Below are 20,995 nucleotides of genomic sequence, written 5' to 3'. Positions count from 1 at the left end.
ATACCTTCAGTGTCTTTTCTTATTAGCTTAAATTGGATCCGGTCTCAGTGATGACTCAAGGGGCAGGGAGAACACCTCTCCCGCCTATCTAGCTGTCGTCACCCGCCACGTTCAGTGTCGTCTAATCAATATCCCCTAACACCCGCACCGGCCCCACCAGATAGGCGTGTTCTGGGGGCGGAAAGAGGCGCTCTACCGATTGAGTTCGACCGCCCTTGGTGGTCACCAACAGGTCTGACTTCACCCGAATCGCCCAATCCCACTGTTGTTTGTTCAACCAGCGCATCAACTCACCATGTTCAAACCCTCGGTCGGCCAGCAACGTCACCTGTACCTTCGGCGGTAGGAGGGTTTGGGCACGCTCTAGCACGGGCTTATACTGCTCAAAGCCCACGGTAGCACTGCCATGCTCCAGCACCACCTGGGCCAGGGTAATGGAGCGTCCACCCCAGACAAAGCACACGTCTATCAAACAAAATTGATCCCACAGCATGCTGGTGTCCAGCGTCAGAAGAATCGCCTCTCCTGCAAAGGCTGATAGCGCTTGCCGCAGGAGAGGCTCGTAGTACCGTTCCGCTGTGATCTGCTCGTTATGGAGAAAGTAGCTCAGCCGTCCCATATGGGCGCGGGCACCGCAGTCACGATGCGAGAGATAGGGTATCCATCGCCCTAAACAGGCCTCGCCGGACTGCAACACCGCCGCCACAATTTCCGCAAACCCTTGCAGATGGCGTTGGTCTTTGGGCTGCACCCATTGACTCAATTGGTCTTGCAGTTGACGATACAAGAGGGGTGTTTCCATGAGACTGGCCTTGAGTTGGGGAATTCAAGCCTCTCATGAAATGCCCCTTCCCATCTACCCTGTCTCATTTGGGACTCCTTTCACAACAACCCTTTCAGGACTTTTCTGCACCACCAAGGTGTCCGGACTATTGTAATAAGTTATTCGACTGCTTCGTTTCTAGATTGTGGTAGTAGAGAAAAACATAGTTGAGAAGCCCAGATTCACTCTTTAAGTAATATGTTGTGATCATCAATTCTCTGAGGGTATAAGTGAATCGTGGTTGAAAATCGCTGCTTAAAAATTGTTTTGATTCGACACGGTAAGCCAATGATTGATGACTTAGAGAAAATTACAGGGTCACAGCTAGCAGAATGGGTTCAGCGTTATAATCACGCTCCAATTGATCCTAGTTGCCATCCCCCATTACCTCTTTTAACTACTGTAAGTAGCATTCGTTGCATCGTTACGAGTCCATTAAGACGATCGGTTGAGTCCGCTAAAGTACTTGCCCCTGAGTTGAATCATCACGTTTTATTTGAGGCTCGTGAAGCTGAACTACCTACACCCCGATTTGTAAAAATTAAAATGTCTGCACGAACTTGGTGTGCGTTGAGTCGTCTTGCTTGGTTTATTGGTTGGTCAGCGCAGACTGAATCGTTGGCACAAGCAAATGTGAGAGCAGGAATTGTTGTTCAGAAACTTGAAGCACTTTCTCGACAAGAGGGTTCAATATTGCTGTTAGGGCACGGGATTATGAATTCCTTAATTGCTCAAAGGTTACGTGCTCAGGGTTGGAAATCTTTGCAAGTTTCGGGTAACGGTTACTGGAAATTTAGTGAATATACTTTATATGATCAGTAGCAGTCGGGTGGGCACTGCCCGTCGCCCTAGGGCAAGGTCCACACAAAATGAATGTGGTCGGGCAGCACAACGGCGGCTGCAATATCGAAAGGCATTTCAGCTTTAACAGCGGCTACAGCCTGGCGCAGGCGCTTTACGTTATCGGCTTCTGCAAAGATTGGTCTGCGGTTGAAGGTGACCAGGGTGAGAAAGATTGCCCCGCCGGGAGTGTAGGCGCGTTGATAATTGGGCATTTGGGGGTAGGGGAAGATACTCTAAAGTAGTGTTCCCGATGGGTTGGTGATAGCTGGGTGGGAAGGTGGGCAGTGCCCACCCTACGGTTTGAGCATCAGTCCGCTGTACCGAGCTGAAGCGCGTAGAGATTGGCGTAGATGCCCCCCTCGGCCATTAGCTCAGCGTGGGTGCCCTGCTCAACAATCTCGCCCTGCTGAATCACCAACACCTGGTCGGCCTGGGTAACGGTGCTGAGCCGGTGGGCAATTACAAAGCTAGTGCGGTTTTTCAGCAGGGTGGCGATCGCATCCTGCACCAGCCCCTCAGTCCTGGTGTCAATGCTGCTGGTCGCCTCATCCAGCACCAAAATGCGCGGGTCAATCAGCACCGCGCGGGCAATACTCACCAGCTGCCTTTGGCCCTGGCTCAGCGGCGCGCCCCGTTCGCCCAGCCGAGTGCTGTAGCCCTGAGGCAGCGAGGTTACAAACTCATGCACATTCGCCGCCTGAGCCGCCGCCTCAATCTCGGCCTGGGTAGCATTAGGTGCGCCAAAGGCAATGTTTTCGGCCACGGTGCCGCTGAAAAGCAAGTTGTCTTGCAGCACAATGCCAATCTGTCGGCGCAGGCTGGCCTGGGTGACATCGCGCACATCAATGCCATCGATCTTGACGGCCCCCTCCGACACATCGTAAAACCGCATAATCAGGTTGATAATCGTGCTCTTGCCCGCCCCGGTTGGCCCCACCAAAGCGATCATCTGCCCTGGATGAGCGTAGAGACTGACGTTTTTGAGCACCCGCTGGTTGGGGGTATAGCCAAACCCCACCGACTCAAACCGCACCTCCCCGTCAATGGGCGGCATCTCGGCAGCGTTGGGCGCATCTTGCAGAGTAGCGGGTTCATCCAGCAGCAAAAAAATGCGATCGAGCCCCGCCAGGGCCGACTGGGCCTGGGTATAAAACTGGCTGAGAATCTGAATCGGGCGAAAGAACTGCTGCACGTAGAGCAAAAATGCCGTCACCGTGCCCACGGTCATCACCCCCGTCACCGCCAGGTAGCCGCCGTAGGCCATCACCCCGGCGGTGGCCAGGGTATTGAGAAAGTCGATGGAGGGCAAAAAAGCCGCCGTCACCGCCACCGCCTGCACGTTGGCTTTGCGATTGGCCGCATTCAGGCTGTCGAACTCTTCAATGTTGAGCTGAGTGCGGTTGAAAGCCTGGGCCTCTTTTACACTGCCAATGTCTTCTTCGAGCTTGGCCGACAGGTCGCCGATGGTCTGCCGGGTGACGCGAAACCGCCCCCTAGCCCAGCGCGAGAAAAACCCGGTGGTAAAAATCATCAGCGGCACCACCAGATTGCTCAGCAGGCCCAGCTGCACATTGATCGCCAGCATAGCGATGATAATGCCCACCAAACTAAAGGTCTGGCCCAGCACCTGGGGAATAGTCAGGCCAAAGGCCTGGTTCACCGTGTTTACGTCATTGAGCAGGCGACTCATCAGATCGCCCGCTTCGCTGCGATCGAAAAAGCTGACCGGGAGGCTCTGAATTTTGTCAAAAATATCCTGCCGCAGCTGCCCCAGCAGCTTCTGCACAATGCCGCCCATGCGCCAGATCTGACCCCGAATCGCCCAGATGCCGACAAAGTAAATCACCGTCAGCGCCGCCAGCATCCACAGCAGACCCGACAGATTGCCCGCCAAAATCAGGTTGTCGATCGCCCAGCCAATCAGCAGCGGCCCGATCGCCTGAGTGGTCGCCCCAATGGCAACCAGCAGCAGCGCGATCGGTAGCTCTTGCCGGTAGGGCGCAAAATACCGCAAAAACCGCCCCACCGTCGAGAGCTTGGGCTTGGGTTCTGCTGGTTGTTGGGCGGCTATAGCGAGGGTCATAAGTAGTCGCTCCTCGATTCTGGAGGTCAAAGGTGGCGGTTTTGGAGGCTTTTGCACTTGGCCGGTTAGCCAGGTGAGGCTATCGCTAAAGGTGTCTTCGATGCGGAATTCTATTAGTCTTTAGTTTCGGCAAGGGTACTAGCTTCTTGTAAAACTTGAGTGAGGTCAGGCTTTTCGGCTGAGATAACGGTATCGGTAAGATGTTTGTGGTGGGGAAATGTGGATAAATTAGGAAAATGAGGAGTGCTATCGTAGCGAAAGATCACCTGATTATTCTCATTTTGGAAGTGATAGCGGTAGTCAATCTGTGTGATTTGACCATCCACAACCAGTAGGGCTTCGCTGATGGCCAGCAGATATTTGCCTTTGAACCGCAGCTGTAGCTTGAGATTAGCTCGTTCTGCTGTCAGGATAGTGGCATTGAACTGCTCAACATAGAGGTTAGGCAAAGCGAATAAATGCTGCTCAATACTATCAAAATAGGCGAATAGAGCCCTACGCGACATTTTGCAGCCTGTCTGCGAGTTCTTGACGCAGGGCCAAGTAGTGCTGGTAATTACCAGCCCACTCAATCAAGTCTTCGTCGTCGGAGGTTGCGCCCTGATTGTACTTTGCGAAGAACTCAGAGGACTCCATTTCGTACTGAGTTTCGTAGGTTTGCAGTTGCTTGGCCAGGGCAATCAGCGCATCTAAGGGCGAGGTGTATTCGACAATTTGTTTACGCATTAGCAATCTCCTGATGTGTGAAAAGACGCTTCAATACCGCCAAACGTCTTGGGGTAAGATTAGCTCAGCCATGCCTCCACTGAGCCTTGTAGGATTTCCTTATTATGTCTTCTCAACGGCGGCTGAAGCTATTTCAAACCCTGAGTGCGCTGCCTGCCTCCCAATTTGAGCAATTGCGGTTTACCCTCAACCCGCCACCGGGTCTGGTGCCCGAAGGGATCGCCGCCCAGGGCAACCGAGTGGCAGCGTTGCTGAGCTGGGTGGAGGGGGCGACGGGTTGCGGGCTAGAGCGGCTGAATGAGGTGGTGGAGCAGGTTTGTCCCGGATATTTGGATACGGGAGGTAGGGAAGATGGGGGAGAATCGTCGTGGATGGTGCCCTATGGCCGCAATCCTTATTTCACCGGGCGAGATGAGGTGCTGACGACGCTGTACCAGCAGCTGCATGAGGGGCAGGCGGCAGCAATTTCTCAGACTCAGGCAATTAGCGGGTTAGGCGGCATTGGTAAAACCCAAACAGCAGTGGAATATGCCTACCGCTACCGCGACGACTACCGCTACGTGTTTTGGGTGGGGGCCGATACGGAACTGGAGCTGACCAGTGGCTATGTTGCGATCGCCCAGCGCCTTAACCTGCCCCTAAAGGATGCCGAAAACCAGGATGAAACCGTGCAGTCAGTGCGGGCGTGGCTGGGGCGAGAAGAGGGCTGGCTGCTGATTTTCGACAACGGCGATCGCCCCGAACTGGTGCAGCCGTTTTTGCCCCGCGAGATTAAGGGCCATATTCTGGTCACCTCCCGCGCCCAAGATTTTCAAGACTTGGGCATTGTGCAGGCGATCACGATGGAAACCCTTAACCCAGAAGATGCCGTAGCATTCCTCCTAACCCGCACCGCACGCACCCACCCCGTAGGGGCGAATGGCGTTCGCCCAATGCAAGTAATTGAACCGTTAGCAGACAATCCAGATGGGCAGAGTGCTCTACGCCGAGATGAGATCCCCCCAACCCCCCTTGAAAAGGGGGGCGGTAGACCTGGTGCAACCGCAGGTAACTCGTCCCCCCTTTCGACAAGGGGGGCTAGGGGGGATCAAAACTTCGACAACGAACAATCTACTGAATGGAAAGCCGCCACCAACATCGCCGCCGAACTGGGCTACCTGCCCCTCGCCCTCGAACAGGCCGCCGCCTACATTGTCACCAACCGGGTGTCTTTTGCCGACTACCTCAAGAGCTATCGCAAACAGCGGCTCAAGCGGCTCGAAAAAGCCAAACCTAAGCTGGGCCACTACGCCGACTCCATTGCCACCACCTGGGCCTTAAACCTCAAGGAGGTGCAGAAAACCGCACCCGCCGCTGCGGCATTGTTGAACTACTGCGCCTTTCTTCATCCCGACACGATACCCTTTAACCTGTTTAGCTACGGAGCTGCAGAACTAGGTGAGCCATTAGCGACTGTCCTGGCCGACGCTGCCGACGACCCACTAGAACTTTACGACCTGCTGAGCCCGCTGTGCAGCTATTCTCTAGTGCGAGTGGAGCCGGAGAACCAGAGCTTTAGCCTGCATCGTCTGGTGCAGGAGGTGATACGAGCAGAGTTGGGGGCTGAGGGCTGCCAGAACTGGGTGGAACCGCTGTTTGGGGCAATGGGGCGGCTGATTCCTGCAAAAGAGAAAGACATTGAATATGAAGATTGGCCCACCCTGGCCCCTCTAGTAAACCACGTACAAGATCTGGCTAACCACTGCCAGCAGAGCGATATTGCCTCGACCACTACCGCCGATATGTTTCACGCAATGGGCACTTATCTTATGGGACGAGGGCAATATACCCTGGCTGACCCGCTCTTGCGACAATCACTAAGATTGCGCCAAAGCTTGCTGAGGGACGAGCACGAGGATATTGCTTCTAGTCTCGATAGTCTTGGACAGCTAGAGAACTATCAGGGTCGGTATGAGGAAGCAGAACCCCTCTACCAAGACGCCCTGGCGATGAGAAAACGGCTCTTGGGTGACGAGCATCCCGATGTCGCCCTTAGCCTTAACAACTTGGGTTCGCTTTATTCAGCTCAAGGACTATATAAAGATGCTGAGTTGATTGCTCAGGACTCTCTGGATATCAGAAAACGGTTTTTGGGCAAAGACCATATAGAAACCGTCCAAAGCTTCCATTGGTTAGCTTATCTAAATCAAATGCAGGGACGCTACAACGATGCCGAAATCCTCTATCTGCAAGTTTTAGAAGCACATAAGCGGCTGTTGGGCGACGAGCATCCTAGTGTGGCCAGTAGCCTAAACAATCTAGCCTTTCTCTACAACATTCAAGGACGCACCGACGAGGCAGAACCCTTCTACCAAGAGGCCCTGGCAATGCGCAGACGGCTCCTGGACGACGAGCATCCTAGTGTGGCCAATAGTCTCAACAATCTGGCCTTTCTCTACAGCAATCAAGGCCGCTATGGGGAAGCAGAAATCCTGTTGCTAGAAGCTATAAATTTGCGTCGACAGTTGCTGGGTAATGAGCACCCCAATTTAGCTATCAGCCTTAATAACTTGGCTCGGTGTTATTGCGAAACGGCTAATTACGATCGCGCCGAAGCACTTTGCCAAGAAGCTTTAGAGATTACCCAAGCCGCTTTGCCCGCAGATCACGAGCTAAACGGTCGCTTTTTGGATGATTTCGCCACCCTCCGCGCTGCCCAAGGCCGCACCGAAGAAGCGCGATCGCTCTACCAGCAAGCCCTCGCCATTCTCGAACCCAAGCTGGGGGCCGAGCACCCCTGGACGGTGCGCTGCCGCGAAAATTTGGCCAAGCTGGGCTAGTTGTAGTTGGGTTTCCCTTCGTTGCGCCCAACCGACACGGCTGTCATCAACAACGCCCCACCTGGAGATTTCCCCTACTGCTTGGTTGGGGGTGACTGGCCCGCACTAGCCCCCAGCTGGTGCAGCGCCGCCATGACATCCTCTAGGCGGACGTCTTCACCGCCAGCCATATTCTCTTCAGTGGCAACCTGGAGTTCTCGGGCGTCATATTCCCAGCGCCGCAAGATTTCGACTTTTTGCTCCTGGGTCAGCTCAAGACTATCGCAGACCGCCGCTGGAGTAGCAAAGACGCTCCCTGGGCTGACCATTGCTCTGTCAATATCCATCGGTACCTCTTGAGACAAGTTGCTTCTGTCTCATGCTACCAAGGTCAGCGGAGAGGGCTAGCGGTTGGTTAAAACCACGCCCGCAATCACCAAACTGCCGCCCAGCAGCAGCGATGAGGTGGGGGTTTCTTGTAAAAACAGAGCTGCCAGGGCGATCGCAAACACCGGCACCAGGTTAATAAACACCCCCGCTCGCGCTGGCCCCAGCTGGCGCAGCCCGTCGTAATACCAGCTAAACCCTACCGCCGACCCCAGGACCCCCAGGTAGATCAAGCTACCCCAGGTGGTAGCGGTGGCACGGGCGATCGCGGCTCCCAGCCCCTCTGCGATCGCTGGCCCCAGCAGCAGCAGCGCCCCAGTGCCGCAGGCGTAGGTAGTGGCAGCAAAGGGCGAAAGTTCCGCCATCACCGCCTTACCCAGCAGGGTGTAGCTCATCCAGCTGATCACGCAGCCCAGCATATAGAGTTCGCCCAGGCCCACATCGCCCCGCAAGAGCTTTATTGGATTGCCATCGCTGATCACCACCGCCGCCCCCAGCAGCGAGAGGCCAATGCCCAGCAGCTTGGTGCGGCTGAGGGGGTCTTTAAAGAAGACGGCGGCACCCAGGGCGATCGCCACCGGGTTGAGGGCAATAATCAGCGCCGCTCGCCCCGCCTCAACGGTCTTTAGCCCCGAGAAGAAAAACACGTTGTAGGCAAAAATGCCCGTCAACCCCAGCAGCGCGATCGACAGCCACAGCCGACGGGGCGGTCGGGGCAGGGTGCCCTCGACAGCGTAGGTGAGCCCAAGCAGGGCTAGAGATGCGATCGCAAACCGGCAAAAAGCCGCCGCAAAGGCCCCCATATCCTGCACGACCAGCCGCCCGGCGATAAAGGTGCCGCCCCAGAGCAGCATGGTAATCAGCAGCTTAAGATACGTCATCAGCATGGCGCGATCGGGCTTGCCGACCTCAAAACGGGGTTACAAACAGGGCAAGCTATTCTATTTACCTCATCTTGAATATTATAAATAAGCTCAACTTGCCGACCTCAAAACGGGGTTACAAACAGGGCAAGACCAGCTTACGCCGTCAGGCTCGTCGCGTCGCCTGACGCAACAGTCCAGCCGGTCAAAAGAAAAGCTTTGTATCAAAAAAGGCAGCGAGATTCGCCAATTAGTGCTTACATAAAGGTTTGCTATAGTCAAAACAAAATAGCCTATTTTCACTTATCTAGGCACAGGTTTCAACCCCAAGTTTGCATGATGTTATCGGTTTGCTTCACCTCCGCTTAGTCAAACCACTTGCTCAGTCGGTAAGTTGATCAGGGCCTTACAGGGACTAAATCAAGAGAATAAGCCTACAAAGCAGGGCTGCTATTCACTCTTCCAACAGTATTTAGTTTGTGCCGGTGCTACAAAGTTTTTGTAATGAAGCGACTGTTTTTTAAAGGTGAAGAATATTATTTCTTCCGGTTCTAGTATTATGGGGTCAATTTTGTGCCCTCCAGAGTTTGATTGAGCGTAATTATGAAACGAAGAATCTTTGTGTCGAGTGCAGCTGCCGGAGCCGCAACAACCGTTGCGATCGCATCATGCAGTCAATCGACCACGGGCAGCAGTCCTGCCGTACAAACTGACGAGTCTAAAGCCGTCGAGTGGCGCATGGCCTCCAGCTATACCCCCAGTTTGGACACCGTCTATGGGGGCAGCGAGGTTTTTGTCGAACGGGTGAGCCAACTCACCAATGGCCAGTTTAAAATCACTCTTTCCGCCGCTGGCGAACTCGTGCCGGGGCTAGAAGTACTCGATGCCGTGCAGCAGGGCACTGCCCAGGCTGGGCACACCAACTCCTACTACTACCGGGGCAAAAACGAGGCCCTGGCCTTCGATACAGCGGTACCCTTTGGCTTTAACTACCGTCAGCAAAATGCCTGGCTCTACCAGGGCGGTGGTCTAGAGCTGATCCACGAGCTGCTATCCGACTTCAACATCATCAGCTTCCCCGGCGGCAATTCGGGTACCCAAATGGGCGGCTGGTGGAACAAAGAGATCAACACAGCGGCCGATTTGCAGGGCCTCAACATGCGCATTCCCGGCTTAGGCGGCCTGGTCATGGAACGCTTGGGCGTCAATGTGCAAAACCTGGCCGGGGGCGAAATTTTTCAGGCCCTGCAGCTGGGCACCATTGATGCAGCTGAGTTTGTTGGTCCCTACGACGACGAAAAACTGGGCCTCCACAAAGCCGCCAGCATCTACTACTATCCCGGCTGGTGGGAGCCCGGTTCTCAATACTCCTTCTACTTCAACCTCGATGCCTGGAATGACCTCTCCCCGGCCTATCAGCAAGCCCTCAAAACAGCGGCCAGCGAGGCCCACCTCAATATCATGGCTCGCTACGATGCCCTCAATCCCGGTGCCCTCACCAGCTTGCTAGAACAGGGTACTGATTTGAAGCGCTTCCCCGATGAGATCATGAGCGCCGCTCAAACAACGTCCTTTGATCTGTACGAAGAGCTAGCCGCTGAGAATGCGTCTTACCGCAAGGTATACGACGCCTGGAACACGTTCCGCGAAGGCTCAAACCGCTGGTTCTCATCGGCAGAGCTGGGCTTCAACGAATTTGTCTTTGCCCAAAATGCCTAACCCTGCGATCGACTGACGCCAAATCCTATTTGGCTGCACCCGATGTGTAGAGGCATTGCTGCCCTGCAATGCCTCTACGAGATCCCTGTTTTGAACCGGGGTGTCTCAATGCAGATTTCGTATGACACCCGCGCCGTTACGCAAAAACCCCTGACTGGCCAACCTTGGCCAGTCAGGGGTTTTTGTTCAACCTACATGGTTACAGCGTCATCCGACTAGCTCAGAGGCCAGGTCACAATGCGAGGAAACAGAATTAACAACAACAGCGCCGTCACCTGGATCGCAATAAACGGAATCACACCTTTGTAGATACTGGTCGTTGCGATTTCGGGTGGAGCAATACCACGCAGATAAAAGAGCGAGAAGCCAAAGGGTGGCGTCAAAAACGAGGTTTGTAAATTGACCCCCAGCATCACCCCAAACCAAACTAGATCAAAGCCAAAATCTAAAGCTACTGGTGCCATTAACGGCACAATAATGAACACAATTTCGAAGTAGTCGAGAAAGAAGCCGAGGAAAAACACCAGCAGGTTAACAAACAACAGAAAGCTAACCCTACCCCCCGGCAAATTGGTCAACAGTTGCTCGACCGACTCAGCCCCACCAACGCCTCGAAACACCAGGCTAAATATAGTGGCCCCCAGCAGCAGCACAATCACCATCGTGGTGAGTTCGACCGTCGAGTCGAGCGCCTGAATCAGCATTTTGAGGGTGAGGCGGCGGTTTAGGGCCGCCAGCACGAGCGCACCCAATACCCCCATAGCCCCCGCTTCTGTAGGCGTGGCCACCCCGGCAAAAATGCTGCCCAGCACAATTAAAATTAGCGCCAACGGGGGCAGCATCACCTTAAAAACACGCTTGGCTAAGTCGGCTTTAGAAATATCAATTATTTCAGCTGGCAGGGCCGGAGCCATCTCAGGCTTAAAGATCGAGATAATGACGACGTAAACTAAATAAAACCCCGCCAGCGCCAGACCCGGTACCAACGACCCCAAAAACAGGTCGCCCACAGACACTCCCAGCTGGTCGCCCAGCACAATTAGCACCACGCTGGGAGGAATCACCTGCCCCAGGGTACCCGAGGCGGCAATTACCCCAGTTGCCAACGAGGAGCTATAGCCATAGCGCAGCATAATCGGCAGGGAAATCATGCCCATCGACACCACCGTTGCCCCCACAACCCCAGTGGCGGCGGCCAGCAGCGTGCCGACCAAAATCACCCCGATCGCCAGACCGCCCCGCAGTCGCCCAAACAAAATGCCAAAGGTCTCCAGCAGGTCTTCTGCCAGACCTGATCGCTGCAAAACCGTCCCCATCAAAATAAAGAAGGGAATGGCTAACAGCACATAGTTGCCCATAATGCCGAAAATGCGGTTGGGCAGGGCACTGAACAGAATCCAGTCAAACTGTCCTAGCAGGTTGCCAATAATGGCAAACAAAATTGCCGACCCAGCCAGGGAAAAGGCCACGGGGTAACCCGTAAAAATGAGCGCTAAAGCGCCCACAAACATGAGCGGGCCGAGTATATCGTTGTTCATGACCCCACCTCCTCAGTATTGAGGGGGGACAGTCCGCGCAAAATAGCCACCTGCTTAATCACCTCAGAAATACCTTGAATACCAAGCCAGGCAAAGGCGACAGGAATCATCGTTTTAAGCGGGTACCGGGCTAAACCGGCGGGATCGGAGGACTGTTCTAGCACGCTCCAGGAGTTCAGCACGGCGGGTAGAGAATGGAAAATGACGATCGCGCAAAATGGCAGCAGCAGCAGCAGTGTGCCCAGCAAATCGACCCAGGCCTTTTGTTTAACAGACAGTCGACTATAAAAAATATCGACTCGCACATGGGAGCCTTTTTGCAGCACATAGGCCGCCGCCAAGAGAAATACCAGGCTAAAGAGATACCACTGCACCTCGATGTAGCGGTTAGAGCTCAGGTTCGTACCCATGTAGTGGCTAAGGTACCGGGTAATGGCGTTGTAGGCCCCTACAGCGGTCATAATCAAGGTGAAACCAATGGTGAGCCCACCCAACCACCTGCTAATTTGATCAATCCAACCCGAAACCCGCAGTAAAAACTGCATTCAGTCGCCTCCAGGTACATGCAAGAGTAAAATATCACAAGCCTTTCAAGCAAAGGGCGCGCTGTCAAGCTACTACCTCTGCTTCAACTTATTTTTGGCCAACCATGAGCCTGTTGGCCCCACCTACTGCTGCCCCAGATGGGTCAACGCCGCCGCAAGAAACCGAGTTCTCACAGCGGCGAAAGCTGGATCGATGACGTGTAGTGCATTGGCTGTACGAGGAATACTGCCGGTTGGTCAGGGGACTGAGCTAGCTGAAAGCCATCTACGGGCGATCGCAGTCAAACTGGTGCTGAAATGAATCTTTGGCGGCGGCGATCGCACTTCGCAGGTGCCGATTTGTATTTTTGGCCACGACTTCAGTCATCCGGTTGGCTTGCTCAGGGGTTGCCCCCAGCTGTATCAGTCGCGCCCTGAGCGCACTGTTAAACGCCTTCGCTAGATCCGACTGATGGAAATGCAGCACAGCGGAGCGGGTAGCTTGATCGGTTAGCTCAAAGAGCCCTAAGGCCTTCACCGGAAGGGTGATGGTTTTGGCCTGGGGGGTGCCGTCTTTAGCCGTCAGCCACTGCTCAATTTTGGGATGTTGCCGGGCAAATTCCCGAAAACTTTCTAAGTAGGCGGCCTGACTCACCAGTGCCACCGACTGGGCCAGGGTAGGCTCTTGTTTGGTAGTCTCTGCATAAAACATCAGCAGCCCGGTACCGACAGAAGCAATGGGCAGCGCTGTACCGATGAGCTTGCCCAGAGGCGCATTGATCGCATCCAGCAGCGAGTCGAGGTGGTTTACCAGCGGGGCCAACTTCTGACTACTGGGGCCTTCTGCCGCCAGTACCGCAGCCAGGCCCAGCACCACATCGGCGGCATCGGCGACATCCAGCGCCGTCAGCGCTCGTGAGTCAGTGGTCAGAAAATTCCAGAGGCGGGTGGCCATGGTGGGCAGAGTCTCTAACAGATAAGCTTCGGGCGGTTGGGGAAGCTAAGCGCGATCGCTAGGCATGGTTAATAGCCTAACGGCACCCTACCGTTATTTAGCCATGTCTGGGGCAATCAGACCTGCTTACCCCTAATACTTGGTAGCGACCCCTTTATAAAAATAACCTGCCACCTTGGGTATCTTCTCTGCGTAGTCGGCGTCTACGTCTACCGCATCAAACTGCTGCTCAATCAGCTGGCGCATATTGCGGTTAATGTGGCAGCCTCCGGCCATGCGTTTTTGTAGAGGCGTCAGCAGGTTTTGCCAGATTTGAATACCGGGGTCAGGGCTAAGGCCGTGCTCAACAAAAAAGAAGCGGCCACCGGGCTTGAGCACCCGATAAATTTCGGCCAGGGCCTGATCAATTTGCGGAATGCTGCACAGCGTGAACGTGCTGATTACACTGTCAAAGGTGTCGTCTGCCATGGGCAGCGCCTCACCGCTCAGCATGCGGTGGTCTACCGTAATGGGTGAAGCATCAATGCGCTTTTGGGCCAGATGATGCACCCCAGGGCTGGGGTCCACGGTGACGAGCTGTCGCACATGGTCGGGGTAGTAAGGTAAATTTAACCCGGTGCCAAAGCCGATTTCGAGTACTTCACCCCTCACCTCGGCCAGCACCGCCTGCCGATAGTGCTCCAGGGTAGGGCCAGCCATCGACCAATCGATCAGGTAAGGCAGAATTTTTTCGTTGTAAAGGCCCATCGGGCTACAGCTCCGTCGGTCTAGCGCCATCCATGCTATGGGTTATTCTACACACCGCATCTAAGCACCATGTCTTTCAAACTAATCACTGAACCGTCGATTGAGACCAAAATTCGCTGTATGCGGCAGCGGGTGCGGTGGCAGCATCCCCAGCTGGTTGAGCGCGACATCGACCAAACCCGCCTGGTGATTGACGACAGCGGCGTAGATGACGACACCTTCTCATTTTTGGTGGTGGGCGACAGCGGTACCGGGCGGCACCGCAGCAGCAGCCCCCAGCGGCAGGTGGCCGAGCAGCTGTTAAACCACGCCGACTCGGCCCGGTTTATGCTGCACACGGGCGATGTGGTGTACCTGGTGGGCTCGCGCGACCAGTACCAGTCAAACTTCATTAAGCCCTATCGGGAGTGGGTGGTGGGGGGCGACGACTACCGGCATATGGCCTACGATCGCATGGTCTTTAAGCAGCCCATTCTGCCGGTGCCGGGCAACCACGACTACTACGACCTGCCTGCCCTGGTTGGCCTGGTTTCAGGGATAACCGGGCCGCTGCGCTATGCCCTCCGCTCTTACCTCGATCTAGACGTCAGCTGGCGCGGGTCTCACCGGGGAGATGCCTACGCCAGGGCCTTTTTAGACTACCTAAAGGCGGTGCCGCAGAACGATCTGGGCAAGCATTTAGATACCCACTACACCAGCCCTGTCAGCGATCCGGTCGGGGGCAGTCGCGCCCTCACCTATCGCCCCGGCGAGTTTACCCGGTTACCCAACCGCTACTACACCTTTCGCTACGGTGGCATCGATTTTTTTGCCCTCGACTCCAACACCTTTAACCAGCCCCTGCCGGTGATTCACGACCGGGCCAGCCGCCAGGCGCTACAGCAGCAGTGCCAGCAGCTAGAGGAGGAAAAGGCGGACCTGATGCGGCAAGCCGGTATGGAAGTCTTGAGCCTCGACGGTGAAGACCCCAAGGAAGACATCACCGAAAAGCTCGAATCGATTGACGAGCAGCTGAACGACATTGCCAAGCAGCTTGACAGCTCTCGAATTTCAACCGTAGATGCTGAACAGCTGGAATGGGTGCGCGATCGCCTGATTGCCTCCTGGCAAAACCCAGCCGTGCGGGGGCGCATTTTGTTCTTTCACCATCCGCCCTACGTCACCGAGGCGACCAAGTGGCCCCAGGGCCAAACCCTGGCGGTGCGCCACCACCTGCGCCAGGTGCTCGACGCCGTGGCCGCTGAAGTAGGCGATCTCGCCCAGGGGCGTCCCCTGGTAGATCTGGTGCTCAACGGCCATGCCCACTGCTTCGACTATGTGCGCACAGGCGACACCGGCCACGGCGATGCCCACATACCCTGGGTAATCTGCGGCGGCAGCGGCTACAGCCTGCGGCGGCAGCGCCCAGAAGGCCCCGAGCTGAACGAAACCGTCAATGACATGTCCTACACGGTTGCTACATCGCACCTGTACCTGGGCCGCAACGGCAGCGGCAGCCACCTCAAGCGCCCCTACTCAGGCCTGCGAGTCGAGGTATCCACAGGCAGCCCGCCGAAGCTGACCCTAACCCCGCTGGTAGCGGAGAAGTTTGACGGCCACTGGAAAGGGTTTGATATGGAGGCGTTTGAGGTGTAAATAGGAGGGTTTAGGGTTTAGGGTTTACGGTTTGCGGTTCAGGGTATACGGCTGACCCTAAACCCTAAACCCTAAACCCTAAACCCCTTTCCCCAAGGCCTTCACATCCACCGCGTACCCTGCGACGACCAAATACACGGCTCCAGCGACGGTGCCGACCTGGCGGGTGAGACTGCCGAGGCGATCGCGAAACAAGCGCCCAATCGGGTAGGCGGGCACCACGCCCCAGCCGGTTTCTTCAGAAACGAGAATCACGGTGGCAGGAGTTTGCCTCAGACTTTCAACCAGCGATTGCAGGGTGGCTTGCCAGGTATCGTCGTCCTGCTCCAGCAGGTTGGCCAGCCAGGTGCCGAGGGAGTCGATCAGCAGGCAGTCTTGGGCGGTGGCGGATTGAATAGCGGCGGGGAGGGCGATGGGCACTTCTTGCAGGTGCCAGTGGGCGGGGCGGCGATCGCGGTGCATTTTCACCCGCTTTTGCCAGTCGAGGTCCGCCCGGTCAACGCTGGAGGTTGCGATGTAGATGACAGATTGGCCCGAGTTGACAGCCAAAGCCTCGGCCCACTCGCTTTTGCCCGATCGCGCCGGGCCGGTGACTAGAGAAATGCGGTGGTCTACTGCCAAAACGTTGAACCTGGTTCAGGGAGTAAGGTATGAATTGTTTATGAATTGTTGGCTGAGTATCCCAGATCCCCGGGTTCTTTAAGAACCCGGGGATCTTTGCCAGCCTGGTGCAGAAAAGCGTCAATTTCGTCCACTAACCAGGCTTTTTCGACCTGAGTTAGGGGCGTGCCAAACTTATGCTGATTAACGCCTTCCAGCAGCAGAATCGTCTGTACTGGGCGGTTGTTGTGGGTGTAAGCCGTTTGCAGATCTACCTTGGCCAGGTCGGCGGTATGGCCTTCGTACTGGCGCGTCCACCAGAGCAGGCGACGGATGAGCGAAAAGCGCTGGCGATCGATGCGCAGGTTGACGTGGGCCAGCAGAGCATTCACAACCCCGGCAATCATGCCAAAGCCGACAAACCAAAAGGGGAGGGCAAACAGACCAAACCACAGCGAACCGCCCCCCGTAACAGCTCCAATCGTCCAGGCCAGCACAAAGCCGTTCCAAAATAGACCAAACACACCAATGCCAACGGTTTCACCCCGTAAACCAGGGGGTGGAATAACAATGTCTAGCTGCGTGGGCGATCGCTGTATCTGCACCCGCGTACCCGCCGGAGGGCGAGGGGCGAGGGGCCGAGGCGCGGCGGCAGTAGCCAGCGGGGCGGGCTGAGTCAGAGCCTTCAGCGCCACCTCAGCCGAGGCAAAGCGGTCTTCGACCAGGGGGTCAATCAGCTGGTCGAGCCAGTCAGCAAAGGCGTTTGATACCGATACGTAGGGACGGAAGTTAATCCGCAGCCGCTCCTGGGGCAGGTCGGCGGGCGACTGGTGGGTGAGCAAAAACAGCAGCGTGGCCCCCAAACTGTAGAGATCGGTGGCAGGTACGGCCTGGCCGCGAAACTGCTCGGGGGCCATGTAGCCGTAGGTGCCTACCACGGTGCTGCCCTGGCTGAGGCTGTTGCGGTAGACGGTTTGCACTGCGCCAAAATCGACCAAATAGATATGGCTATCGTCGCGGCGAATAACGTTTTGAGGCTTGATGTCGCGGTGAATGACGGTCGGGCTGAGGCCGTGGAGATAGACCAGCACCCTGAGCACCTCGGCGGCAATGTGGCGAGCTTCGGCTTCATCGACTCGGCCCCCGGCCTTGACCCAGTCGGTCAGGGAGGTGCCGTCGGCCAGGTCTTGGGCTAGATAAAACCAGCGGTTGTCGGCGGTATCGACCTGAAAAAAGTCGATGTACTGCGGGATAGCGGGGTGATTAAGGGTCTTAAGAACGCTGGCTTCACGCTCAAACAGCTCAATTTTCTTCCAGTCTTGCAGGCCGCGTAGGGAGAGTTCTTTGAGGGCAATGGTCTGACCTGTCGCTAGCACTTCGGCGGCATAGGTCGTGCCGCTGCTGCCCTGGCCCAGGGGTTTTAGGATGCGGTAGCGGCCATCGATAATCTCGCGGGTGGCCCGAGCAAAGTCCATGGTGGGAGTTTGGGTTTAAGATGGTCTATGCCTATTATGTCGCTGGCCTGGGTGTGCCGTCGCTGAACGCATTCCCCGACTAGTACTGAACCAAGTGAATTGTGACAAGAGGCAGTGACCCAGGATTTGAGGTGTAAGGTATACGGTGCAGGCAGGCCGTGAACCTGAAATCGTAAACCCTGAACCCCGCTGATCTGTCATATTGGCTTGGCAATCTACTAGACCAGATCAGGCTAGTTGCAGGCCTAGAACCTTTGTTTACCAGGGCTGAGAGAATAATCCTGATGGGTTAGCTTCTCTGGGAGGCCAGGGGCCACTAGACTATTGGCAGTTGTTTAGTCGAGATGCAGTCGTTGACCGATGCGCAAGCTACACCAATTCCCCTCACAGTAGACCGCAGAGAACTGCAAGAACTGGTGCGATCGCAGCTACAGGTACTGCTGGAGCAGGGCAATTTGCCAGGGGCCAAAGCCCTCCTGGTGCCGGTGCAGCCTGCCGATATTGCCGAGGCCATCGAACAGTTGCCCGAGGCCATGCAGGCGATCGCCTTTCGACTGCTGGGCAAAGGCGAGGCGATCGAGGTCTACGAAAACCTCGATACCAGCATTCAGCAGGCCCTAATCGAAGACTTTAAGCGCCAGGACGTGCTCGATATCGTCGACAAAATGTCGCCCGACGACCGAGCCCGATTGTTTGACGAGCTACCCGCCAAATTTGTGCGCAGCCTGCTCGCCCAGCTCAGCCCGCAGGAGCGCGAGGCCACCGCCCAGCTGCTGGGCTACGAGGCCGGTACCGCCGGGCGCATCATGACCCCGGAGTACGTCGCCCTCAAGGAAGGTTGGACGGTGCTGCGCGCCCTCGACTACATTCGTAGCCGCGCCTTCGTCAGCGAAACCATCTATTACCTGTTTGTCACCGACGCCGCCCGCCGCATGACCGGCATTCTCTCGCTGCGGCACCTGGTCACGGGTCAGCCCGAGCAAACCATCGGCGACCTGATGACCCGTGAAGTAATCTCGGTGCGCACCGACACTGACCAGGAAGATGTGGCTCGCCTGGTGCAGCGCTACGACTTTTTGGCGGTGCCGGTGGTCGACACCGAGGACCGCCTGGTGGGCATTATCACCGTCGACGACCTGATCGATGTGATCGAGGCCGAAACCACCGAAGACATCTACACCCTGGGCGGTGTGCAGAGCGGCGGCGACAGCTACTTTCAATCCAATCTGTTTGATGTCGCCCGTAAGCGGGTGGTATGGCTTTCGATTTTGCTGATCACCAATACCGTCACCACCGCCGTCATTCGCAGCCAGGAAGATATTTTGCAGCAGGTGGTGGCCCTGGCGGCCTTCATTCCCCTTTTAATTGGTAGCGGCGGCAACGTAGGGGCGCAGTCGTCTACGGTGGTAATTCGCGGACTCAATACCCAAGAAATTGGCCCCAAGCAAGCGCTTTCGGTGATCCGGCGCGAGGCGATCGCCGGTACCGTACTGGGCCTGATGCTGGGGGCCGTAGTCACCGTGTGGGCTTACCTGCTACAGGGCAACCTACCCGTCGCAATGACCGTAGGCATTAGCCTGGTAGCGATTTCTATTTTGGCCTCTACCGCTGGCGGCACCCTACCCATTTTGTTCGAAACCATGGGGTTTGACCCAGCTCTTATGTCGGCCCCATTTATCACCACCATTGTCGATGTGCTTGGGGTGCTGCTCTACCTTAATCTGGCCCGCTACATGCTGGGGACGGCTTAGGGCAAAGGTGTGAGGTGTGAGGTGCAGGGTTTGAGGTGCAAGGTGTGGGGTGCAAGGTGTCAGGTGTAAGGCTGGTTGACTGACAAAACTCCTGAATTCCTTTCTCTGCCGCACTCTTAAAAAGATACAAAGATGGGTTAGCGTCAGCGTAACCCATCGAAAGGGTCTCTGGCGTTGGGTTTCGCTTCGCTCAACGCCAACCTACGCTACAACTTTTGTCCGTCAATCAGGGTGCAAGGTGTTAGACGAAATTAAATCCTCAACCTTGAACCTTGAACCTCGAACTTTCAACCTTGAACCTTGAACCTCGAACCTTCAACCCAAACCCCCATCTCTCCGCCCATTATGTTAGCCTCGCTACCTATTTGTCTTAGGATAGAAGCATAGTGACCAGTCTCTGGTCCACAATCTGATCATAGGGCTGTACTTTTCACCCGCTTCTCGATACAAATGTTTACAATGTTTGTGTAAGGTAGTTGTACTTTAGATAGTCTGGTTGCCCATACCTCAATCAACGCCTCTAGATCAGCTCACAGCAGGTTCACAAACTAGCTCAACCGCCGTTCCACCTTCGCAGCCTCAGCCATCCCTAGACACCATTTTGGGATTATGGATTTAAACGGTTCGCCCACTCTGAACAACCCGTCGCTTTCGAGCCCTGATCACCCCGAGCCCTCCGTGCTGCAAAAGATCAAGCAAGACCTCAAAAACGATCTGATCGCCGGGCTGCTGGTGATTATTCCGTTGGCTACCACTATCTGGCTGACAATCACGATTTCGGCCTGGGTTGTGCGCCTGTTGACCCGCTTTCCCAAGCAGCTGACCCCCTTTGATGGCCTTAACCCCGTTCTGCTGAATGTCATCAACCTGGTGATTGGCCTATCGGTGCCGCTGCTGGCGATTTTGATAATTGGTCTGATGGCGCGCAATATTGCGGGGCGCTGGCTGCTCGATGTAGGCGAGAAGGTTGTGCAGTCGATTCCGCTGGCCGGGTCAGTGTACAAAACTCTGCAACAGCTGCTGCAAACGGTCTTTCAAGACTCAAATACGCGCTTTCGTCGGGTGGTGCTGGTGGAGTACCCTCGCAAAGGCATTTGGGCGATCGCCTTTGTTACCGGCGCTATGACGGCCGCAGCCGCACCCAGTACTTCAAACATGCTGAGCGTGTTTGTGCCTACCACCCCCAACCCCACCAGCGGCTGGTACGCCATCGTGCCTGAAACCGACGTCGTGAACCTGTCAATTTCGATTGAAGATGCCTTCAAGGTGCTGCTGTCTGGTGGCATCGTTGGCCCCAATCTGGCCTCAGCTGTTCCCCCTGAGCGCATTATGGCGGTTGTCGATGAAGGCGACAGGCCCATCTCGCTAGGCCAGGGAGAGGCCGAGATGGACGCCGAGACCGCCGACTTCCCCCAGCAACTTTCCGTCTTGCCCATGGAAGAAGATTGCTAAGATATAGCCTGGTTCTAGCCCAGATGTCGGCCCTGCAATAGGTCGATCGTTGGCATGAGCGCTAACCCGCGCCAGG

At 55.8% G+C, this 20,995-nt stretch carries 19 protein-coding genes; 6 read left to right on the top strand and 13 right to left on the bottom strand.

What is annotated here, in order from left to right; genetic code table 11:
- Positions 1-121: 121 nt before the first annotated feature.
- A complete protein-coding gene (locus IQ273_RS04065) occupies positions 122-802 on the bottom strand; it encodes a transposase (RefSeq protein WP_194021895.1) in 681 nt (226 codons plus the stop codon).
- A gap of 258 nt (positions 803-1,060) precedes the next feature.
- Between IQ273_RS04065 and IQ273_RS04060 the strand changes: the two genes are divergently transcribed.
- Entirely contained in the window at positions 1,061-1,645 is a 585-nt protein-coding gene (locus IQ273_RS04060) for a histidine phosphatase family protein (protein ID WP_194021894.1), read from the top strand.
- Positions 1,646-1,671: 26 nt separating this feature from the next.
- Here the strand turns inward: IQ273_RS04060 and IQ273_RS04055 are convergent, their stop codons facing one another.
- The 4 genes from IQ273_RS04055 to tumA all read right to left on the bottom strand — a co-directional run bounded on the left by IQ273_RS04055 (position 1,672) and on the right by tumA (position 4,475).
- The gene (locus IQ273_RS04055; protein ID WP_194021893.1) at positions 1,672-1,878 is read right to left on the bottom strand and encodes a transposase; all 207 of its coding nucleotides are present in this window, start codon (positions 1,876-1,878) and stop codon (positions 1,672-1,674) included.
- Between the two features lie 95 nt (positions 1,879-1,973).
- Positions 1,974-3,749, bottom strand: a complete 1,776-nt coding sequence (locus IQ273_RS04050) for an ABC transporter ATP-binding protein (protein ID WP_194021892.1) — start codon at positions 3,747-3,749, stop codon at positions 1,974-1,976.
- Between the two features lie 113 nt (positions 3,750-3,862).
- Positions 3,863-4,255 (bottom strand): toxin TumE, encoded by a 393-nt coding sequence (gene tumE / locus IQ273_RS04045; RefSeq protein ID WP_194021891.1) that lies wholly within the window; start codon positions 4,253-4,255, stop codon positions 3,863-3,865.
- Positions 4,245-4,475 (bottom strand): antitoxin TumA, encoded by a 231-nt coding sequence (gene tumA, locus IQ273_RS04040; RefSeq protein WP_194021890.1) that lies wholly within the window; start codon positions 4,473-4,475, stop codon positions 4,245-4,247. The genes tumE and tumA overlap by 11 nt, the downstream gene beginning before the upstream one ends.
- Before the next feature lie 104 nt (positions 4,476-4,579).
- Here tumA and IQ273_RS04035 point away from each other — a divergent pair, with 104 nt between their 5' ends.
- Entirely contained in the window at positions 4,580-7,294 is a 2,715-nt protein-coding gene (locus tag IQ273_RS04035) for a tetratricopeptide repeat protein (protein WP_194021889.1), read from the top strand.
- Between the two features lie 74 nt (positions 7,295-7,368).
- Here the strand turns inward: IQ273_RS04035 and IQ273_RS04030 are convergent, their stop codons facing one another.
- Together IQ273_RS04030 and IQ273_RS04025 are read right to left on the bottom strand one after the other, a co-directional pair.
- A complete protein-coding gene (locus IQ273_RS04030; protein ID WP_194021888.1) occupies positions 7,369-7,620 on the bottom strand; it encodes a hypothetical protein in 252 nt (83 codons plus the stop codon).
- A gap of 57 nt (positions 7,621-7,677) precedes the next feature.
- Positions 7,678-8,547, bottom strand: coding sequence for a DMT family transporter (locus tag IQ273_RS04025; protein ID WP_228052297.1), 870 nt, complete (start codon positions 8,545-8,547; stop codon positions 7,678-7,680).
- Between the two features lie 579 nt (positions 8,548-9,126).
- Here IQ273_RS04025 and IQ273_RS04020 point away from each other — a divergent pair.
- On the top strand, positions 9,127-10,242 hold the full coding sequence (locus tag IQ273_RS04020; RefSeq protein ID WP_194021887.1) for a TRAP transporter substrate-binding protein: 1,116 nt from the start codon (positions 9,127-9,129) through the stop codon (positions 10,240-10,242).
- A 215-nt stretch (positions 10,243-10,457) separates the two neighbouring features.
- On the opposite strand, the gene IQ273_RS04015 is transcribed toward IQ273_RS04020, so the two are convergent.
- The 4 genes from IQ273_RS04015 to IQ273_RS04000 form a co-directional block, all read right to left on the bottom strand.
- Positions 10,458-11,780, bottom strand: coding sequence for a TRAP transporter large permease subunit (locus IQ273_RS04015; protein WP_194021886.1), 1,323 nt, complete (start codon positions 11,778-11,780; stop codon positions 10,458-10,460).
- A complete protein-coding gene (locus tag IQ273_RS04010; protein WP_194021885.1) occupies positions 11,777-12,325 on the bottom strand; it encodes a TRAP transporter small permease subunit in 549 nt (182 codons plus the stop codon). The genes IQ273_RS04015 and IQ273_RS04010 overlap by 4 nt, the downstream gene beginning before the upstream one ends.
- A 265-nt stretch (positions 12,326-12,590) precedes the next feature.
- Positions 12,591-13,259, bottom strand: a complete 669-nt coding sequence (locus tag IQ273_RS04005) for a hypothetical protein (protein ID WP_194021884.1) — start codon at positions 13,257-13,259, stop codon at positions 12,591-12,593.
- Positions 13,260-13,391: 132 nt separating this feature from the next.
- A complete protein-coding gene (locus IQ273_RS04000; RefSeq protein WP_194021883.1) occupies positions 13,392-14,006 on the bottom strand; it encodes a class I SAM-dependent methyltransferase in 615 nt (204 codons plus the stop codon).
- A 69-nt stretch (positions 14,007-14,075) separates the two neighbouring features.
- Between IQ273_RS04000 and IQ273_RS03995 the strand changes: the two genes are divergently transcribed.
- Complete coding sequence (locus IQ273_RS03995) at positions 14,076-15,641, top strand: metallophosphoesterase (protein ID WP_194021882.1); 1,566 nt, start codon at positions 14,076-14,078, stop codon at positions 15,639-15,641.
- Positions 15,642-15,719: 78 nt separating this feature from the next.
- On the opposite strand, the gene cobU is transcribed toward IQ273_RS03995, so the two are convergent.
- Both cobU and IQ273_RS03985 read right to left on the bottom strand, forming a co-directional pair.
- Complete coding sequence (gene cobU / locus IQ273_RS03990) at positions 15,720-16,262, bottom strand: bifunctional adenosylcobinamide kinase/adenosylcobinamide-phosphate guanylyltransferase (protein ID WP_194021881.1); 543 nt, start codon at positions 16,260-16,262, stop codon at positions 15,720-15,722.
- A gap of 38 nt (positions 16,263-16,300) precedes the next feature.
- Positions 16,301-17,716, bottom strand: coding sequence for a serine/threonine-protein kinase (locus IQ273_RS03985; RefSeq protein ID WP_194021880.1), 1,416 nt, complete (start codon positions 17,714-17,716; stop codon positions 16,301-16,303).
- 353 nt (positions 17,717-18,069) lie between these two features.
- Here IQ273_RS03985 and mgtE point away from each other — a divergent pair, with 353 nt between their 5' ends.
- Positions 18,070-19,467, top strand: coding sequence for a magnesium transporter (gene mgtE / locus IQ273_RS03980; protein WP_397196995.1), 1,398 nt, complete (start codon positions 18,070-18,072; stop codon positions 19,465-19,467).
- Positions 19,468-20,145: 678 nt separating this feature from the next.
- Positions 20,146-20,919 (top strand): DUF502 domain-containing protein, encoded by a 774-nt coding sequence (locus IQ273_RS03975; protein WP_397197001.1) that lies wholly within the window; start codon positions 20,146-20,148, stop codon positions 20,917-20,919.
- The last annotated feature ends 76 nt before the right edge of the window (positions 20,920-20,995 follow it).

The sequence above is a fragment of the Nodosilinea sp. LEGE 07298 genome (genome assembly GCF_015207265.1).
GTDB lineage: Bacteria > Cyanobacteriota > Cyanobacteriia > Phormidesmidales > Phormidesmidaceae > Nodosilinea.
The sequence above is the reverse complement of the archived record's forward strand: the minus strand, read 5'-3'. Positions and strand labels throughout refer to the sequence as shown.

Coding starts and splice junctions, on each gene's coding strand:
- IQ273_RS04065 (WP_194021895.1), bottom strand. CDS start 802: ATGGAAACACCCCTCTTGTATCGTCAACTGCAAGACCAATTGAGTCAA.
- IQ273_RS04055 (WP_194021893.1), bottom strand. CDS start 1,878: ATGCCCAATTATCAACGCGCCTACACTCCCGGCGGGGCAATCTTTCTC.
- IQ273_RS04050 (WP_194021892.1), bottom strand. CDS start 3,749: ATGACCCTCGCTATAGCCGCCCAACAACCAGCAGAACCCAAGCCCAAG.
- tumE (WP_194021891.1), bottom strand. CDS start 4,255: ATGTCGCGTAGGGCTCTATTCGCCTATTTTGATAGTATTGAGCAGCAT.
- tumA (WP_194021890.1), bottom strand. CDS start 4,475: ATGCGTAAACAAATTGTCGAATACACCTCGCCCTTAGATGCGCTGATT.
- IQ273_RS04035 (WP_194021889.1), top strand. CDS start 4,580: ATGTCTTCTCAACGGCGGCTGAAGCTATTTCAAACCCTGAGTGCGCTG.
- IQ273_RS04030 (WP_194021888.1), bottom strand. CDS start 7,620: ATGGATATTGACAGAGCAATGGTCAGCCCAGGGAGCGTCTTTGCTACT.
- IQ273_RS04025 (WP_228052297.1), bottom strand. CDS start 8,547: ATGCTGATGACGTATCTTAAGCTGCTGATTACCATGCTGCTCTGGGGC.
- IQ273_RS04020 (WP_194021887.1), top strand. CDS start 9,127: ATGAAACGAAGAATCTTTGTGTCGAGTGCAGCTGCCGGAGCCGCAACA.
- IQ273_RS04015 (WP_194021886.1), bottom strand. CDS start 11,780: ATGAACAACGATATACTCGGCCCGCTCATGTTTGTGGGCGCTTTAGCG.
- IQ273_RS04010 (WP_194021885.1), bottom strand. CDS start 12,325: ATGCAGTTTTTACTGCGGGTTTCGGGTTGGATTGATCAAATTAGCAGG.
- IQ273_RS04005 (WP_194021884.1), bottom strand. CDS start 13,259: ATGGCCACCCGCCTCTGGAATTTTCTGACCACTGACTCACGAGCGCTG.
- IQ273_RS04000 (WP_194021883.1), bottom strand. CDS start 14,006: ATGGGCCTTTACAACGAAAAAATTCTGCCTTACCTGATCGATTGGTCG.
- IQ273_RS03995 (WP_194021882.1), top strand. CDS start 14,076: ATGTCTTTCAAACTAATCACTGAACCGTCGATTGAGACCAAAATTCGC.
- IQ273_RS03985 (WP_194021880.1), bottom strand. CDS start 17,716: ATGGACTTTGCTCGGGCCACCCGCGAGATTATCGATGGCCGCTACCGC.